Annotated in this window: 15 protein-coding genes, 2 tRNA genes and 1 pseudogene; 10 read left to right on the top strand and 8 right to left on the bottom strand. The window is 55.3% G+C overall.

Features of this window, described 5'->3' with window-relative positions; genetic code table 11:
* The coding region (locus tag NDI87_RS11005; protein WP_296275254.1) for a DUF5906 domain-containing protein at positions 1-1691 on the top strand (1691 nt) is incomplete at its 5' end.
* Between the two features lie 1106 nt (positions 1692-2797).
* Positions 2798-3214: a hypothetical protein gene (locus NDI87_RS11000; protein WP_296275253.1), complete on the top strand. Its 417-nt coding sequence runs from the start codon at positions 2798-2800 to the stop codon at positions 3212-3214.
* 541 nt (positions 3215-3755) lie between these two features.
* Here NDI87_RS11000 and NDI87_RS10995 read toward each other — a convergent pair.
* The gene (locus NDI87_RS10995; protein ID WP_296275252.1) at positions 3756-4001 is read right to left on the bottom strand and encodes a helix-turn-helix transcriptional regulator; all 246 of its coding nucleotides are present in this window, start codon (positions 3999-4001) and stop codon (positions 3756-3758) included.
* A gap of 83 nt (positions 4002-4084) precedes the next feature.
* Here NDI87_RS10995 and NDI87_RS10990 point away from each other — a divergent pair, with 83 nt between their 5' ends.
* From NDI87_RS10990 to NDI87_RS10970, 5 genes are all read left to right on the top strand, one after another.
* Entirely contained in the window at positions 4085-4714 is a 630-nt protein-coding gene (locus tag NDI87_RS10990; RefSeq protein WP_296275251.1) for a hypothetical protein, read from the top strand.
* 169 nt (positions 4715-4883) lie between these two features.
* Positions 4884-5327: a hypothetical protein gene (locus NDI87_RS10985; RefSeq protein WP_296275250.1), complete on the top strand. Its 444-nt coding sequence runs from the start codon at positions 4884-4886 to the stop codon at positions 5325-5327.
* Positions 5324-5869: a hypothetical protein gene (locus NDI87_RS10980; protein WP_296275249.1), complete on the top strand. Its 546-nt coding sequence runs from the start codon at positions 5324-5326 to the stop codon at positions 5867-5869. Before NDI87_RS10985 ends, NDI87_RS10980 begins: the two co-directional genes overlap by 4 nt.
* A gap of 94 nt (positions 5870-5963) precedes the next feature.
* Positions 5964-6539, top strand: coding sequence for a hypothetical protein (locus NDI87_RS10975; RefSeq protein WP_296275248.1), 576 nt, complete (start codon positions 5964-5966; stop codon positions 6537-6539).
* 641 nt (positions 6540-7180) lie between these two features.
* Positions 7181-7591, top strand: coding sequence for a hypothetical protein (locus NDI87_RS10970; RefSeq protein WP_296275247.1), 411 nt, complete (start codon positions 7181-7183; stop codon positions 7589-7591).
* An 831-nt stretch (positions 7592-8422) separates the two neighbouring features.
* Here NDI87_RS10970 and NDI87_RS10965 read toward each other — a convergent pair.
* The 7 genes from NDI87_RS10965 to uvrC form a co-directional block, all read right to left on the bottom strand.
* Positions 8423-8498 (bottom strand) — tRNA-His (locus NDI87_RS10965).
* Positions 8499-8566: 68 nt separating this feature from the next.
* Positions 8567-10528, bottom strand: a complete 1962-nt coding sequence (locus NDI87_RS10960; protein ID WP_366028741.1) for a SurA N-terminal domain-containing protein — start codon at positions 10526-10528, stop codon at positions 8567-8569.
* A 20-nt stretch (positions 10529-10548) separates the two neighbouring features.
* Positions 10549-10624: transfer RNA gene (locus NDI87_RS10955), tRNA-Val, on the bottom strand.
* A gap of 13 nt (positions 10625-10637) precedes the next feature.
* Entirely contained in the window at positions 10638-10910 is a 273-nt protein-coding gene (locus NDI87_RS10950) for an HU family DNA-binding protein (RefSeq protein WP_296159157.1), read from the bottom strand.
* A 230-nt stretch (positions 10911-11140) separates the two neighbouring features.
* Positions 11141-11989, bottom strand: a complete 849-nt coding sequence (locus tag NDI87_RS10945) for a DMT family transporter (protein ID WP_296275255.1) — start codon at positions 11987-11989, stop codon at positions 11141-11143.
* 32 nt (positions 11990-12021) lie between these two features.
* Complete coding sequence (gene pgsA, locus NDI87_RS10940) at positions 12022-12588, bottom strand: CDP-diacylglycerol--glycerol-3-phosphate 3-phosphatidyltransferase (RefSeq protein WP_296275246.1); 567 nt, start codon at positions 12586-12588, stop codon at positions 12022-12024.
* Positions 12589-12630: 42 nt separating this feature from the next.
* The gene (gene uvrC / locus NDI87_RS10935; RefSeq protein ID WP_296275245.1) at positions 12631-14610 is read right to left on the bottom strand and encodes an excinuclease ABC subunit UvrC; all 1980 of its coding nucleotides are present in this window, start codon (positions 14608-14610) and stop codon (positions 12631-12633) included.
* Positions 14611-14636: 26 nt separating this feature from the next.
* Between uvrC and earP the strand changes: the two genes are divergently transcribed.
* The 3 genes and pseudogenes from earP to NDI87_RS10920 all read left to right on the top strand — a co-directional run.
* On the top strand, positions 14637-15758 hold the full coding sequence (gene earP, locus NDI87_RS10930) for an elongation factor P maturation arginine rhamnosyltransferase EarP (protein WP_296275244.1): 1122 nt from the start codon (positions 14637-14639) through the stop codon (positions 15756-15758).
* A gap of 101 nt (positions 15759-15859) precedes the next feature.
* Positions 15860-16414: an elongation factor P gene (gene efp / locus NDI87_RS10925; protein WP_296275243.1), complete on the top strand. Its 555-nt coding sequence runs from the start codon at positions 15860-15862 to the stop codon at positions 16412-16414.
* A gap of 84 nt (positions 16415-16498) precedes the next feature.
* Positions 16499-16722, top strand: a pseudogene (locus tag NDI87_RS10920) (thymidine phosphorylase); the annotation flags it as partial.

Genomic DNA, 16722 nt, shown 5'->3' with positions numbered 1-16722 from the left:
GGGCCAGGCTCAAAAAACCCAGCGCGAATACATTCGATGCCACCCTGCCCTTCACCGCAGAAAATTCCGCCATGGTCGCGGGCTGGCTTGCCGCCATTCCCGCAAACTGTTCTTACGAAGACTGGCGCAATGTCGTCTGGGCCATCCACGATCTGAACTGGCCCAACGGGCGGAAGCGGGCACGCCAGTGGAGCATGACCGCCCCCGATCGGTTCGACGGCAACGCTTTCGATGCCGTATGGTGCTCATTCAAATCAGGCGGCGGCATCACCTGGCGTTCCTTGGCTTTTTACGCCCATCAAGCCAACCCTGCCAAAGTCAGCGTCGATGTCGGTAACGATGCCGCACCCAACAAGGCCACCGCGCCCCCCTGGGTCGCCAGTCTCAACGCCCGCTTTGCCGAAGTTCGCCTGGGCAGCACTGTGGTGATCCTTGATGAACGCACACCCATCGAGACACCCACCGGTGTTCGCTACGGCTCAGGCTACCTGGACATTCAAGCCTTTCGCCAAATGCACAGCGGCCAATATGCAGCAAAGACCGCCGACGACGCCAAGGCCCAGCAGTTGGCCAATGCCTGGTTATCCCACCCTGCACGACGCCAGTATCAAGGTGCAGTCTTTGCGCCCGGCACAACCACACCGCCGACCATCCTGAATCTATGGGCCGGTTTTGCTGTGGCGCCAATTGAAGGTGACGTTGCGCCATGGTTGCTGGTTTTAGCCAGCGTGGTGCCAGAGCATGCCACACGCCGTTATGTCCTGCTCTGGCTGGCCAACAAAATTCAGCGCCCGGGTGAAGTACCCGGCACCATCCTGCTGGTCACTGGCAGCAAAGGCTGCGGCAAAAATTCCTTGTTTGAGCCTCTCGTTCGCATCTTTGGCACCCACGGCCGTGTCTTTGATGACGCGGAGCAGATCGCAGGGCGTTTCACGGGCCACCTGCAAACCGTGGCCTTTGCAGTCCTGGATGAAGCACTGTTCACGGGCAACAGTCAGCAGGCCGATCGCATCAAATCGCGGGTCACAGCCAGCAGCATGACCTATGAGTCCAAGGGTCGGGACCCCATCCAGGGCGTTAATCGATGCGCCTATGTGAGCCTGTCGAACCATACCCACGTTTGGCAGGCGACGGTTGATGAGCGCCGCGCCGTCGTGATCGAAGCCGGCAATGACCTGGTCAACGACCGCACTTTTTGGCCGCAGTACTACCGATGGCTCGAAGGTCCCGGCCCGGCGGCCTTGCTGCACTACCTGCAAAACCTGGACACCAGCAACTTTGATCCGCGCATCGTCCCCAAAGGGGACGCATTACGCCGTCAAGTCGAACAAACCGCCCTACGTGACCCGGCCACCGCCTGGTGGCACACCGTGCTCAGCGAAGGTGCAATCCCGCTGCCCGCCAGATCCAATCTGCTCAGCATTCCCCTATCAGACACCGCCCCCACCGAGATCAGCAAAGCCGACCTCTATGAGTCATTCAAAGCCGCTGCACCACGAGCGCAGACCGGCGACTGGTCAAGCGCCATGCGCAAGCTCAAGGGCTGGGTAGGCAGCGGAGGAATCAGCGTGCGCAGGCCACGCACTACTGCAACCCGTGGCCGCACTATTGTTCTGCCGTCCTTGCCAGCACTACGAAGAACATTCGAGCGCGCCACCGGCATAAGTATTGAAGGTGACTCCGATGAATGATCATGATGTGGTTCCGCTGGTCCAGCCAAACACCAACGCTGCGCACGACCCTGGACCGCGCAACACCGCATCAAAGCTCGCTCGGTCCAACTGGTCCAACTGGTCCACCTTTTTTACTGAATCAGTAAAAGTAGGTTTGGTCAGTAGCAAAACGACTCCCGCAATGCGCACCCAACGCGCACGAGCGAATTGCCAAAATTCCACGGACCGGCTGGACCACCAGGACCACATCCATCCTAGTCAGTGCTTCGCAAATGTTAGTCAGAGCGCTGGAGCGCTGACATGACCGATGCGCCGCCCCCCTTCTCCACCAGCGTGACCATGCCCCCGCCTGCAAGTCGTGCCTTTGTTACAGCCAGGCGCATCGTCACTCTCGCCAGATCAACGGCCTGGGTTTTTCAGTCAGTGGCAGAGGCGCTGCTGCGCCACTGCCAAGCCCCACGAAGCTGTCGCGTTAGCTTGGCCACCAGCGCAGTCGTCCCACTTCCCCCGCCCCTGGCGCTGCACGCCACCGGCAGGGCAAGCGAAACCACTGCTTTGCGCTTGTTCGGCGTTCCGGGTTTTCAAGCCAGTTGGCAAGGCGCTGCTGCGCCATGCCAAAGCATGTGGTCTCGGCTCGCTGTCGCCTCGTGCTGGCATCCCAGTTCGACCGTCTGTGCTTGTTCTACAGCTCCGGCAAAATTACATAACGCCGCACTGCATAAAGTACCCGCACAGTCAGTCGCAAGCTCCTTTGTGTCCGGGTACCGCTTCGCGCCCATGGGTTTACGCAGCAGGCGTTATGCAAAATTGCCTGCGCTGGTCCGGGCTTGTCAGCCGTCGGCGTTCCCCGGTCGCTTCGCGCCCTACACGCCGCCGCCTGCCGCCCTTGTGGTGTGCCGGCACCGTGTCTTTAGCCGGTTGTTACACAAGCGTTCTAGTCAGCGGCTTCGCCGTGTATCACCTGCCTGCCCCGCCCACCCTCTGGCCTTGCTTGCTGCGCAGCATCGGCGCGCGGCTGCCCGTCCGCCCCCAAGGGGCTCCCTGCAGTGCCGCGCTGGGCCATGCCGCCTGGCGGCGGCGCCCAACATTTTTAAACCGTCCTTAACCACTCGAAAGGCAACACCATGCAAAACACTCCCATCAATTACCATCATGTCGCTTGCGCACATTGCACCGACATGGACAAACCGAATTTTGTGCGCGCGCAACCTGACTTGATCGGCCGTGTGCAAGGGGATGGCCAAGACACGGCATCCGTCCGCAGTTCCACCACCTTTCTCGCCAAGGCAAGCGTGCCGTTTGAGGGGGCAGTTGCCGGTGTCGCCACTGCAACCGTCTTTGAAAGCAAAGGTGTCTGGGATGATGGAGGGCTTGTTATCCGCTGCACCCTGCGCAACGATGCCAGCGCCTACCAACCGCACGCCGTCGTCATCGCAGATGGCGTCGATTTCCACATCGCTGGCGAAGAAGAATCCGCTGCCATGCTCAGCGCAATACAGCAAGCCTGCAGGCTTGCTGCAAACCGGCGCCAAGTCGATTGACCACGCACTTCGTTGCGGTCAATGTAAAAATTCCTTCAAAGGTCACCCCCCCTCGTGCGGAAATATTGAAGTCCGGTTCATGCCACTACCTCACATCAAGAAATTCTGTTCCGCAAAATGCAAGACGACCGGCGCCGCCTGCTTGAATCCGGCTGCCTGGGGGCAGCCTGTTTGCCGCTACCACGGCGCTCGACCACTTGCGTCACTCCTTCGCGACTCAAACCATGGCCGGTACAAGACGGGCCAGCACACGCAGAGGTCGAAGGCGGAATATCGGGCAGCAACCAAGGGCCTGATGGAGCTAGAAACAATGGCTTTCAGGCTTGGGCTGATAAGCCAGCGCTCACCTGGTCGTAGGGCTAAATGAGAAATTTCACACCATCACCCCCCAAATGGGGGATTGCAGCCAACGAAAATGTGGCGCACAGTAGGCAACCATCGTTACCAAGTTGGGGTAAGGCATGAACGAAAGCGATGGCGCTCCGACACGACGGTCGAGGCCGCAGGGGTGTGTACCGGGCGGGCTGGATTTATGACAAACCTACAAACCTGCAGAGGCCAGTAATGACGATGGTTTCACCATCAATGCATCAGCAATCTTCACCAGATTCATCGCTGTCAGGTTGTGTTCTCCACGCTCAATGCCACCGACATAAGACCTGTCAAGGTTGGCATCGACAGCTAAAGCCTCTTGCGACACCCCAACTTCAGCACGTGCGCGCCGAATCGCAGCGCCAATCGACACTAACACCGGATCGCCTGCAAATTGTGGGGACGGTTTCGCCATCCCTTGATCGTCTTGTGTTGACGCCTAAAATACCACGGGATAAGATACCCAATAAATTACTTTTTGCGGCATTAAGGAACGGGATGAAAAAAATAATTGGCATGATTGCGGTAGTACCAGGTATAGCTACTGCCGGACTGTTTGGGCCATCGAATTTTGAGGAATGCATTCTCGATGGAATGAAGAATGTAAAGAGTGATCAGGCTGCAAGAATGATTACCGTTGCATGTCGGCAAAAGTTCCCTCAAAAATCGGCCCCTCCGATCCAAGTCCCTGAAACTCCGGAAAGACATGAATTTCGGAGCACTGGTATGTCTAGACCTTCTCTAAACTCACTAATTGCAAAGATTGAAATTGTGCGGTGGACCGTGGTCCAGACTGGCGATTACTCTTATGGAATCAAGTCCTTTGATTATGGGCATCATGTTGAGATCGACGTTACAAATAGAAATACTTTCCCTATAGTTGGGCTTGAAATAGGCTTGCTGAAATCGAAAGCTCGATGCAGTTGGGTGGAGGAGTCGGTCTATGCTGAGTTCTATTCCTGTACCGGTACCGCCAATCCCTCGTCCTCCGCGACTTTCAGATGCGATATACCACGACTTGAATCTCGCAAAATTAGTTGGTGCCCAATAGGTTTTGCTGTCTACGGCACTGAAGGTGGTATCACCGAATGGATGAAAGAAAACGAAATACCTAATCGGAAAAATTAATTTCAACAAAGAAAATATTTGCAACATCACTCAGGATAAAAAATGAAAATTGATCTCAGTAGCAAGGTAAAACCCTGTCACTTTACTTCGACACATTGGGCAAAGGGTTAGCGACAATAGTTGAACCGCATAGCGTTCGAAAGAAGCGCAAGCGCACGGTAAAGTAATAATGACCGCCCAGTACTCAGAAATTTTGCTACATAACGGCGAGACCTTACGTATGTGTAACGAGCCGTTAGCACGCTTGCTGGTGCAGCAATCCGTACCTTGGAAATTCAAGAAAATCACCTCTACAGCTTTGTACCGTGGCTATATCGGCACATGGGAGATTGAAGGAGGCAGGTTGTACCTGAAGTCCATGGAGGAAGACGATGCAAGCGTCGATTGGAAGGCGATTCCATTTGAGCAGGTATTTCCCGGATTTCCTGATGGCATCTTCGCGCACTGGTTCACAGGCGAACTCCGCTGCACGCGTGGCAAGTTGGTCAGACGAAACCCCAGTTACGTTTATGGCGACGTCTACGAGGATGACGTCTATTTCAGCTTGCGACGCGGGGTTGTAACCGGCATACGTGTTGTCAGTAACACACAGCAAGCTGGGGTGGTTTCATGATGGCATCCTTCTCGGCGTTGGGGATTGGGAAGTGGGTAATCAGCTACGTGTTGTTTGGCGCAGTACTGTGCCTTTCAGCGTTGCTTTACTTTAATCGCAGTAAACATATCGAGTGGCCTAACTCTGGTCCGTGGCGTGTGCCGCTAAATTCGCTCTTCATAATGTTGGTCGTTGCAGTCTGGCCGTTTGCACTCGGCATCGTTTTGGTCGATTGGCTAAAGGACCGGTTCCCAAGTCATGGGCAACTCAAGCTCTTTCACTGCAAAAAGTCGCACCTGACACAACGCGTCACCATAGCCGAAGCTGAAGCTGCGGGAATGATCACAGACCCAATGAATCGCGTTCCTAACGTCCCGTTCGGACAATTGAACGCTGGTTGGCAGCAGTTCTTAACCAATGCACCCAAAGGGCAATTGTGGGCCTTTACGATTCCCGCTAAACCTTACCCGCCATGCCCTGGGCACATGAATGGTGGGATGCAAGGCTATGCTGTGATACGTTGGAGCAAGATTCGCTCAGAGTTCATTTACGAATGGGACTAAGAGCATTCTTAATTCAATGGCGAATTCAAGGACAAATATGGGACACTATTTTGTTAGTTATAGGTCAAATAATGAAACGCCCTGGAGTACGGCAATGTTAACTAAGTATGGCTATTCTGTCATAAGGTACGACAGATTGAGGCAGATGATACAAAGAACGCAAGAGACTCAGGAATACATCGAAGAAGAACAGCGTATTTCAAGAGGACAATCATTATTCGAAAAACGCATGGCCTACCCAAATCGATATATATCCAAAACCGAGGCGCGAGTAAAACACCCACAAATGCTGGCCTTGGAAGAAGTTGAATATCGACAAGTACTTCATCAACTTAAGGAATCCGATTTAATATTTTCCTTTGAAGAGGCTGGAATCAAGTCGTCCAATGTGGATGTGGCTTATGACTTGCTGTGCTGTTTTTTGGAAACCAATGCCAAGGTCGGCGTGGAAAAAGTCGGATCATCTTTACGTATATTTACCAAACCAAGTTTACTAAATAGTTTGTTCACAGCTCGGGGCGAAACCCTAATTGGTATTTCAATGAATGAGATTATTAAAGTGGATGTCAATCTTGAAACTATTGGTTTCACAGCCAGAGATAAAACTGACTGCGGCGTCGGTAGAAAGTGGTTCAAGTCGTTTCACATGATGAATGGCATGTTTCTATAAAGTTCTTGTAATAATAGTTGCAACCATGCGTCGCACCGCGATGTTCTGCGGCTAGCTTTTTTATGACCTTCCAGACACTGGAGAAACTACTGCACCAAGGTGCAGAGTTGACGCTCTGCACTGAATCCCTCGCCCGCCGTGGGAAGGCACAGAAGATTTTTAAAAAATGTTAACGTCTGTCAAAATTAGAGTTGATAGGGTGACGGGGTGTCAATCCAGCCAAGTGGGGGGTGCGGTGCGGTGGGGTCGCACCGGGAAGGATTTTTGAAAAGCAGGATGCGGTTCACTATATGACCAGAATAACCGGCCACACAATTGTTGTCAGTCCATGTTGCAAGTCTCTTTACAGCACTCCTAGATACGGTTCGCTGAACTTCAGTGCATTCGAATACTGGACCGACGGGTACAGTGAAGGCTCCCTAGTATCAACAGATGGTGGGTTGCGGAGGTGCAACTGTGGCGCTTTCTACCTGCTGCGCCACGCTTCGTCACTTCAAATTGATGCAGGCCCTGAAATTTCCTCGACACTTAGCGTGAGTCCCGGTGATCTGCCAGATGCAATCCGTACGGCATCTTCGCCTGCTTTGGAGGCTACCGCTAGACGTGGCTATTGGTGGGATTTAAACAGCTGCTGTAGGTCGATGTACCGATCACACCAGCAGAAAGTAAATGCGGAAGTGGATGCACAGTGGCGGCAAGATTACATTGCATCGTTGTCACGCTTCAGGTGCCTGTTGCACAAACTCAGGCCCAGCGCCCCCAAAAGCGACTTCCCAAAAAGTACTCGCCCTTTTACAGTGCCGCCTTTTCGCCCAACGACCGAGCAAACTGAAAATATGAAGGCGTTGTTGGCTCTTTTCCTCGACGGCGCTGAAGCACCTTTCAAGCCAGACGGTCTTGAGATTGCTGAGCTGCATCGTGAGCTTGGTCAGTATGAAGCGTCGGCTGCCGCCCTTGATTCGTGTGATGACCGTCACCAGCTGGTAACAAAAAAAGTTATTGCCATGCTTGTTGATGAACGCTCCTCAGCGCCTGTCAGGTTTCGACTTTAATAACTTTGAAATTTTTCAGCGTCTGTCAGAATTACTGCTGATATAGAGTCGTGGCATCTCTCCACCCAAGTGGCCCCCCGGGTGTAGTGGGGTTGTGCAGGGGAGGAATTTTGAAAAGCATGGGCGCTCGTGTCGTCACTCTTGTTTGCCAGCCATCCCGCCAAGGCACGTATCAAGCGCAGCCAGAGCGCCAAGGTTGAGTGCAAACAGCAGAACCCATGCCCCGCTACCGGTGCGTCAAAAGGACCGTGTAAGGGCTATGTGATCGATCACGTTAAACCACTAGCATGTGGCGGAATTGATGCGCCTCAGAACATGCAGTGGCAAACGGTTGCAGAGGGCAAATCGAAAGACAAGTGGGAGCGCCGGGGTTGCGGCAAGTGAGGAGGTATGCCGCATGCGGGTTTCCTTTTGCCGTGCTAAAGTGCTTACGGGCATCAAGCCCCCGTGTTTCACCTCCCTGAATGCGGCTCGAAAGAGTTAAGACCCAGCACTAACCCTGCTGGGCTTTTTTTCGCCTGCTAGCTTGCTGGTGATATAGGAAGGGTTTACCCGCATACTGTGCCGATGACAGGGTGACACAATGGACTTAACGATGCTTGTATCGCCTTGAGCAGCGAGAACAAGAATTAACCCAGCATTACCAGCTGGGTTTTTTTTGGCTTGCTGCTGGTGCTAGACCCTAAATCGGGTCATTCGCTGGGGCTTGTTAGGGTACGAAACCCTGTACCACAGTCTGTAAACAGTCTGCAAATGAGAAAGAAAAACCAAAAACAAAAAAGCCTGCTATGTTTAAAGTAGCAGGCTTTCTATGTGCCATAAGGCTTTATCTGGGGTGGCTGATGGGGCTCGAACCCACGACAACAGGAATCACAATCCTGGACTCTACCAACTGAGCTACAGCCACCGTGCCTTAAATTATAACCGATGAAACTTTATCCTGGCCTCGAAACCGCCATGGTTTCAGCCTGAAAATTACACTGTTCCTTGCTGTTTTTTCATTGGATTGGGAACCAGGATTTCGGCTTTGAGCTTTTCTTTGAGCAAGGCGTAATAGGCTTGCGTCTCGGCACCGGTCCACCATTGTGCATATTGGTTTCGGCTCTGGCGCAATGTTGCTTGTGCCGTTGCATCCAGCGGCACCACACGATTGACACGAACCAGCGCAGAACCTTGCGATCCCAAATCAACCCCTACCCAGGCAGGTAATTTAGCCGGGTCAATACGCAATGCGGCCAGCAAGACTGGCGCCGACAAATTGAGCGCCTGATCGCGTGACACAACCTGGACAGCAGGCAGGCTGGCAGGTGCAGTACCTGCTTGCCAGAGTGCCAATTTTGCTGCGCCATCTTTTTTAGCCAACTCCGAGGCTCGGGCGGCAACGACTTGCGCGCGAACCTGAGATTGAACCTCGACCAACGGCAACGTTCGCGCCGGTTGATGCGTCACCACGCGGCCCGCCACCAAATGATTGGTAGCCGTTTCCATCGCTTCGGTATTGCGCTTGCTGCTGATAATGTCGGCAGCAAACAGCGTATTCAGAAACTTCTCGTTGGCAAGGACTCCGGTCGTCCCGGGCAAGGGCTGGCGCAAGAGTCTGTCAACTGTTTTGATCTCGAGTTTGAGTTTGTCGGCAACGGGTTTCAGGCTGTCAGACTGTTCGTACACCATGTTGGTGAAAATCTCGGCCGTTTCTGCATATTTGCGCTGTGCTTGCTGGCCTTTCAGGTCAGATTCGATACTGGCCCGAAGCTCATCAAAAGAGCGTTTTTGCGGCAGCTTGATGTCGGTGAGCTGGATGATGTGAAAACCAAAGTCAGACTCGACCACGTCGCTGATTGCCCCTTTTTTCATCGCAAAAGCAGCATCTTCAAACGGTTTGACCATGGCCCCGCGTGCAAAAAAGTCCAGGTCACCACCTTTGGCGGCAGAGCCAGGATCCTGCGAATTCTTTCGAGCAATATCGGCAAATGCGGCGGGGTTGGTGCGTACAGCTTTTAACAGTTCTTCTGCCTTCTGTCTGGCTTTGTTGCGCTCGGCCTCGGCAGCCTCTTTGGGCGCATTGATCAGGATGTGGCTGGCGCGGCGTTCCTCGACACCACTCAAACGTTGTGCATTTTGTTCGTAATACGACTTCAATTCAGCCTCTGGAATCTGAATATTCTTCTTGACGGCGTCAAGGTCAAGTACCACGTATTCAACCTGGGCTTGCTCAGGCGCCTGAAAAAGGGATTGATTCTTTTGGTAGAAAGCTTCCAGCTCCGCGTCGGTGGGCTTGACTTCGGCCGCATAGTCCTTGGCCAACAAATTGACCACCTGAACTTCGCGCTTTTCAAAAAAGGCTTTCAATGCCACATCAGCGGGCACCGGTGAGACAAAACCAGTGGCGCTGACACCCGCTTCAACTTGTTGCCGTGCCAGATCAATGCGTACGTTGTTCTCAAATCCTTCAGGCGTCAGGCCCTGGCTGGCAGCCAACTGGCGATAACGCTCCATATCCATCTTGCCGTCTGCCTTGCGCAACGAGGCGATCGTGGGGTCTTCCTGTAAAAACCGGGCCAAACGCGCATCGCTGGTGGAGAGTCTTGCCTGTTCTGCAGCCTGCGCCACCACCCGTTCGTGCACCAAGCGTTCCAGGGTTGCATAACGGGCTTCAGGGGAATCAATCAATTTGGCATCAATATTGGGTATGGAAGCACGCAAACGGTCGGCTTCCACCCGATGTGCAGCGTCCCACTGGGCTTGCGTTATGTCCGTGCGACCAACGCGCGCAACCGGCACATCAGATTCGTTCATACGGCTGTAACCATCTATACCTAACAGTACAAATGAGGGAATGATGAGCAGGAACATCACCATCATCATGATTCTGGTGTGCTTCCGGAAAATATCGAACATGCGCAAACTCTCCTGTATGGAAACAAAAAAGGCGAACACGGTGTTCGCCTTTGAGTAGGTGGTGGGTGATGACGGGCTCGAACCGCCGACCTACGCCGTGTAAAGGCGCCGCTCTACCAACTGAGCTAATCACCCCACCGATAACGGGTCAATTCAAGGCATCTTTCAAAGCCTTGCCCGGACGGAACTTGGGAACCTTGGCAGCCTTGATTTTAATCGAAGCGCCGGTACGAGGATTACGACCGGTACGGGCTGCACGTTTGCCAACGGCAAAAGTACCAAAGCCAACCAGGGCGACTGAGTCACCTTTTTTCAGGGTTGATTTGACAGCGTCAATGGTGGACTCGAGCGCTCGTGCCGCTACCGCTTTGGGAATGTCAGCATCTGTGGCGATGAAATCAATTAATTCAGTCTTGTTCACAATAAACCTCTCACGGGAGTTGTAGTCGAATGTCTCTTTAATCTTTTTTGAGGGAACCTGGCCACTCGAAGAGCACCAAATAAAACAGCTATATTCAGATGATTTTTAACACAGTAGCGAAATAGATTCTAGACGGGTTTGTCCCATAAGCCAGCGCCCCTATGGCAAATTTTTCATGGCTTAATTTGCCGGGCGATCGCAGATACAGCATCAGATGCGCTTGCAGTGCATCAGGTAAATTTGGGCTGGCGCACCACCAGCGCCACGCCCAAAGCCGTCAACAGCGTTCCCAACACCGTGGTCAGCGTGATGGGTTCGCCAAACAGGATCCAGGCAATCAATGCCGTCACCGGTGGTACCAGATACATCAGGCTGGTCACCGAAGCGGCAGCGCCTTTCTGGATCAGCAGGTACAGCAATGAACTGCCGCCCAGGGTCAACGCGAGGACCGACCAGGCGATGGCGCCCAGCAGTTCGGCGTGCCAACGGATGACTTCAAGTTCCAGCGCCGCCAAGGGCAGTGTCACCAACAGGGCGGCTCCCAACTGAACCGTATTGGCGCTGCGCACATCGCACGATGTGACAAAGCGTTTTTGGTACAGGGTGCCAATCGTTATGCTGAACAAGGCACCCACGACCAACGACATATTGAACCAGTTGGCTTCGCCGCCAGTGCCAAATTTGCGTGACACCACCATCACCAGCCCGATAAAACCCAGCACCAGGCCAAGCCATTGACGCGTCAGAATCTTGCTGCCAATGGCCGCCAGCCAGAGCGCCGTGAGCACGGGTTGCAAACCCACAATCAAGGACGACAGGCCGGAACCCATGCCGAGCTTCACCGCAGCCCACACGCCGCCCAGGTAACCCGCATGCATGAATACGCCCGTGACGGCAAGGTGCAACCATTGGGCGCGACCGCTTGGCCACTTGACTCGCGCCAGCACAATCCAGAGCAAGAAACACGCGATGGACAGGGCATAACGCATCACAAGGAACTTGAAGGGGGGCGCATGGGGCATGCCATAACGCGCCACGATGAAGCCGGTGCTCCAGATCAGCACAAACACCGCCGGCATGGCCCGGATCAAGGGCCGCTCAATGGACACCGTCACTTCACACGCGACCTGATCTCAGGCAAGGCTTTTTGCAGGTAATAGACCATCGACCAGACCGTCATGACAGCGGAAATCCAGATCAGCCAGACACCCCACAAATGCGTGTCGATGGCACCAAACAACATGCCGTCAAACAGCAGGAATGGAATCGCCACCATTTGCGCCGTGGTCTTGAGCTTGCCGATCATGTGCACGGCCACGCTCTTGGCTGCGCCAATTTGCGCCATCCATTCGCGCAGGGCGGAAATGGCAATTTCACGGCCAATGATGATCAGCGCCACAAAGACATCGGCACGCCCGAGGTGCACCAGCACCAACACGCAGGCGCAGACCAGAAATTTGTCGGCCACCGGGTCCAGAAAGGCACCAAAGGCTGAGACCTGGTTGAGCTTGCGCGCCAGATAGCCGTCGAGCCAGTCGGTGGCGGCAAACACCACAAACATGACGGTGGCGACCAGGTTGCGGGTGTCGGGCTCAATCGGCAAATAGAACACACCCACGATCAAGGGAATCGCCACAATGCGAGCCCAGGTCATGAGGGTGGGAATGGTCCAGAACATGCCTCAATTGTGGCATGCGTTATTTCATAAAGTGGTGTTGTGTCAGTGCAGGGCGCGGTAAATTTCTGCTGCCAAGTCTGTTGAAATGCCTTCGACCTGGGCAATATCGGCCTCGGACGCCAAAGCCACGCCGCGCACGCCGCCAAAGCGCTGCAGCAAGCGCGCGCGCCGTTTCGGGCCGATGCCGGGAATTTCCTCGAGCTTGCCGCCGTCCATGCGCACCTTGGCGCGCGCCGCGCGCATGCCGGTGATGGCGAAACGGTGTGCCTCGTCCCGGATTTGTGCCACCAGCATCAGCGCGGCAGAGTCCTTGCCCAAGTAAACCTTGTCGCGGCCGTCGGCAAACACCAGTTCTTCAAGGCCAATGCGCCGACCCTCGCCTTTTTCCACGCCCACGATCAGCGACAGGTCCAAACCCAGTTGTTCGAACACCTCGCGCGCCATCGACACCTGGCCCTTGCCACCATCGACCAGCACCAGATCGGGCAAGCGGCCCGTGCCGGCGGGCAAGGCACCGGATAGTTTGGCCTCTTGCAGGGTTTCGGCCAGTCTGCCGTAGCGGCGCAGCAGCACCTGGCGCATGGCGGCGTAGTCATCGCCCGGGGTGATGTCGTTGATCTTGAAACGGCGGTATTCGGCGCTCTGCATCTTGTGGTGATGAAACACCACGCATGAAGCCTGAGTCGATTCACCCGCCGTGTGGGAGATATCAAAACACTCCACCCGAAGTTCGTCCAGATTGTCGAGTGCCAGATCCAGCGCCTCCACCAGCGCACGGGTACGGGCTTGTTGAGAACCTTCTTCGGCCAGCAGCCTGGCCAGTTGCAAGCGCGCATTGGTTTGGGCCATTTCAAGCCAGACACGGCGTTGCTCGCGCGGGTTGTGCACCGCACTGACCTTGACCCCGGTTTGCTCGGACAGCGCCTGCAACAGGTCCTTGTCCACCGGTGCGCTCACCACCAACGACGGCGGCGCGGGCACGTTCAAGTAATGTTGTGCGATGAAGGCATCCAGCACCTGCATTTCCAGGCTGCGCACAACGTCGCCCCCCCCGCTGGCATCCTCCTCCAGTTCAGCCGCGTCTTCGACATGCACCGGAAAATAGGGCCGGTCGCCCAGATGACGTCCACCGCGCACCATCGCCAGGTTGACGCAGGCACGGCCGCCCTGCACCTTGACCGCCAGAATGTCCACATCCCGGTCTGACACGTTGTCCACCGACTGCTGGTGCAGCACGTTGGAGAGCGCCGCCACCTGGTTGCGCAACTCGGCGGCCTGTTCGAATTCGAGCTTATCGGCATGCATCGTCATGCGGGCTTCGAGCTCGCGCATCACTTCGCGCGCGTCGCCGTTCAAGAAGCGTTCCGCGTCGGCCAGATCCTGCGCATAGGCCTCGGGCGAAATATACCCAACACACGGCCCCGAGCAACGCTTGATCTGGTACAGCAGACAGGGCCGGGTGCGATTATTGAACACCGGGTCTTCGCAGGTGCGCAGCCGGAACACTTTTTGCATCAGCAATATGGCTTCCTTGACCGCCCAGGCACTCGGGTAGGGGCCAAAATAATGGTGTTTTTTCTCTACCGCACCGCGGTAATACGCCACCCGGGGAAACTGCTCACTGCCGCTTTGCCCAAGCGCCGTGATCTTGAGGTAAGGATAACTTTTGTCGTCCCGAAACAGGATGTTGTACCTGGGGTTGAGCGTTTTGATCAGGTTGTTTTCCAGCAGCAGCGCCTCCGCCTCGGAGCGCACCACGGTGGTTTCCAGCCGGGCAATCTTGCTGACCATATGACCAATGCGGGTGCCGCCATGGTTTTTCTGGAAATAACTCGACACCCGCTTTTTCAGATTAATGGCCTTGCCCACATACAGCACATTGCCTTGCGCGTCGAAATAACGATAGACCCCTGGCAAGGCCGGCAGGCTGGCAACATCACTGAGCAATTGTTCAGGGTGGGCCGTCAAAGGAGCCGGTTCAGTGATCGCCGGTGACGGGAGGTGTTGGACGTTTTCAGACATAGGGGCGTATTGTGGACAATCTGGCCATGCAATGTGAATCACCTTTCCCCAAACTGCGTTGGGACATTTTTTGTCGGGTCATCGACAACTTTGGCGACCTCGGGGTGTGCTGGCGTCTGGCATGCAATTTGGCCGGACGCGGGCAAACGGTGCGTCTGTGGGCAGACGACGTGAGCGCGCTGGCCTGGATGGCGCCGCAAGGTGCGCCGGGCGTTGAGGTGAGGACCTGGACGGCACCCATCGACATGAGCGGCATCACGCCCGGCGAGGTCATGCTGGAAGCCTTTGGTTGCGAAATTGATGCTGAATTCATCGCTGAATACGCAAAAAATGTAAGGAATAACGTACATAAATGCGCCTGGATCAATCTGGAGTACCTCAGCGCCGAAGACTTTGCAGCGCGTTGCCACGGTCTGCCGTCGCCCGTCATGAGCGGCCCCGGCCGTGGCCTGACCAAACATTTTTTCTACCCCGGCTTCACCGCCGGCACCGGTGGTCTGTTGCGCGAGCCTGATCTCATCGCGCGCCAGGCCCGGTTTGACCGCAAGGCATGGCTCGCCGAGCTGGGTGTGACCTGGCGGGGCGAGCGCCTGGTGTCGCTGTTTTGTTACGAACCTGCCGGCCTGGGTGAGCTGCTGGCCACGTTGGCGCAAGACGGGCAACCGAGCCGCTTGCTGGTGACCCCTGGGCGTGCCAGTATTGCCGTGCGCGCCGAGGTGGCCAAAATGCACCAGCTTGATCCCTTATGGAACCAGCGTGCGGCGCTCTCATTTTTTTACCTTCCCCAGCTCAACCAGAATGACTTTGACCATTTGCTGTGGGCCAGCGACGTGAATTTTGTGCGCGGCGAAGACTCGCTGGTGCGCGCCCTGTGGGCTGGAAAACCTTTTGTATGGCAAATCTACCCGCAGCACGACACTGCCCATGAGATCAAGCTGGATGCGTTTCTGGGCTGGCTGCTGGCTCCCGCTTCGCTGCGCGCATTTCACCACCGCTGGAATGGTTTGGAACTGCCAGGCCCGACCTTGCAGGACGCAGCGTTTACACCCGAAAGCTGGCAAGACTGCGCGACCCAGGCCAGAGCCTACCTGTTACAACAAGAGGACTTGAGCACCCAGCTGCTCAGTTTTATTGCAAAACTCCATTAAAATAACGGGCTTTGCGGAGTAGGCATGCGTTAATCGATGCCTTGACCGCCCTCGCCGCCAGGTGCGCGGCCAACTTTCACTCTTTCGCTAAGCCTCTTTTTATGAAAATCGCTCAAGAAATTCGCGCCGGCAATGTCATCATGCACGGCAAAGACCCCATGGTCGTCCTGAAAACCGAATACAGCCGCGGCGGCCGCAACTCTGCCACCGTGCGCATGAAACTCAAAAGCCTGATCGCCAACTTCAACACCGAAGTCGTGTTCAAGGCCGACGACAAGCTCGACCAGGTCATCCTGGACAAAAAAGACTGCACCTATTCGTACTTTGCCGATCCGATGTACATCTGCATGGACGAGGAATACAACCAGTACGAAGTCGAAGCCGAAAACATGGGCGACTCGCTCAACTACCTTGATGACGGCATGCCGCTCGAAGTGGTGTTTTACGACGGCAAGGCGATTTCGGTCGAACTGCCCACCAGCGTGGTGCGTGAAATCACCTGGACCGAGCCAGCGGTCAAGGGCGACACCTCGGGCAAAGTGCTCAAGCCCGCCAAGCTGGCGACCGGCTTTGAAATTGGCGTGCCAATTTTTGTGGCGCAAGGCGACAAGGTCGAAATCGACACCCGCACCGGCGAATACCGCAAGCGCGTCTAAAGCATGGCCCCAATGGGGTTGACCGAATCAAAAGGCTTCTTCGGAAGCCTTTTTTTATTGTTTTTTTCGGTGTAGGCTACGCCCATGAAGCAAGCCCATGCGCAACAACCTTCCCCGGCTGACCAGCCACCCCAGGACCAGGCAAGTTCCAGGCTCGCCTTGCGTAGGGTCGCCATCGATACCTACCGTGAAAACGTGGCTTACCTGCACCGCGACTGCGCGCTCTACCGGGCCGAAGGTTTTCAGGCACTTTCCAAAGTCGATGTTCGCGCCAACGGCCAGCGCATTGTGGCCACGTTGAACGTGGT

It is taken from the genome of Rhodoferax sp. (assembly GCF_023701345.1).
In the GTDB taxonomy this organism is placed as follows: domain Bacteria; phylum Pseudomonadota; class Gammaproteobacteria; order Burkholderiales; family Burkholderiaceae_C; genus Rhodoferax.
This window is presented reverse-complemented; position numbering and strand designations above follow the sequence as displayed.

Coding starts and splice junctions, on each gene's coding strand:
- NDI87_RS11000 (WP_296275253.1), top strand. CDS start 2,798: ATGCAAAACACTCCCATCAATTACCATCATGTCGCTTGCGCACATTGC.
- NDI87_RS10995 (WP_296275252.1), bottom strand. CDS start 4,001: ATGGCGAAACCGTCCCCACAATTTGCAGGCGATCCGGTGTTAGTGTCG.
- NDI87_RS10990 (WP_296275251.1), top strand. CDS start 4,085: ATGAAAAAAATAATTGGCATGATTGCGGTAGTACCAGGTATAGCTACT.
- NDI87_RS10985 (WP_296275250.1), top strand. CDS start 4,884: ATGACCGCCCAGTACTCAGAAATTTTGCTACATAACGGCGAGACCTTA.
- NDI87_RS10980 (WP_296275249.1), top strand. CDS start 5,324: ATGATGGCATCCTTCTCGGCGTTGGGGATTGGGAAGTGGGTAATCAGC.
- NDI87_RS10975 (WP_296275248.1), top strand. CDS start 5,964: ATGTTAACTAAGTATGGCTATTCTGTCATAAGGTACGACAGATTGAGG.
- NDI87_RS10970 (WP_296275247.1), top strand. CDS start 7,181: ATGTACCGATCACACCAGCAGAAAGTAAATGCGGAAGTGGATGCACAG.
- NDI87_RS10945 (WP_296275255.1), bottom strand. CDS start 11,989: ATGCCGGCGGTGTTTGTGCTGATCTGGAGCACCGGCTTCATCGTGGCG.
- pgsA (WP_296275246.1), bottom strand. CDS start 12,588: ATGTTCTGGACCATTCCCACCCTCATGACCTGGGCTCGCATTGTGGCG.
- uvrC (WP_296275245.1), bottom strand. CDS start 14,610: ATGTCTGAAAACGTCCAACACCTCCCGTCACCGGCGATCACTGAACCG.
- earP (WP_296275244.1), top strand. CDS start 14,637: ATGCAATGTGAATCACCTTTCCCCAAACTGCGTTGGGACATTTTTTGT.
- efp (WP_296275243.1), top strand. CDS start 15,860: ATGAAAATCGCTCAAGAAATTCGCGCCGGCAATGTCATCATGCACGGC.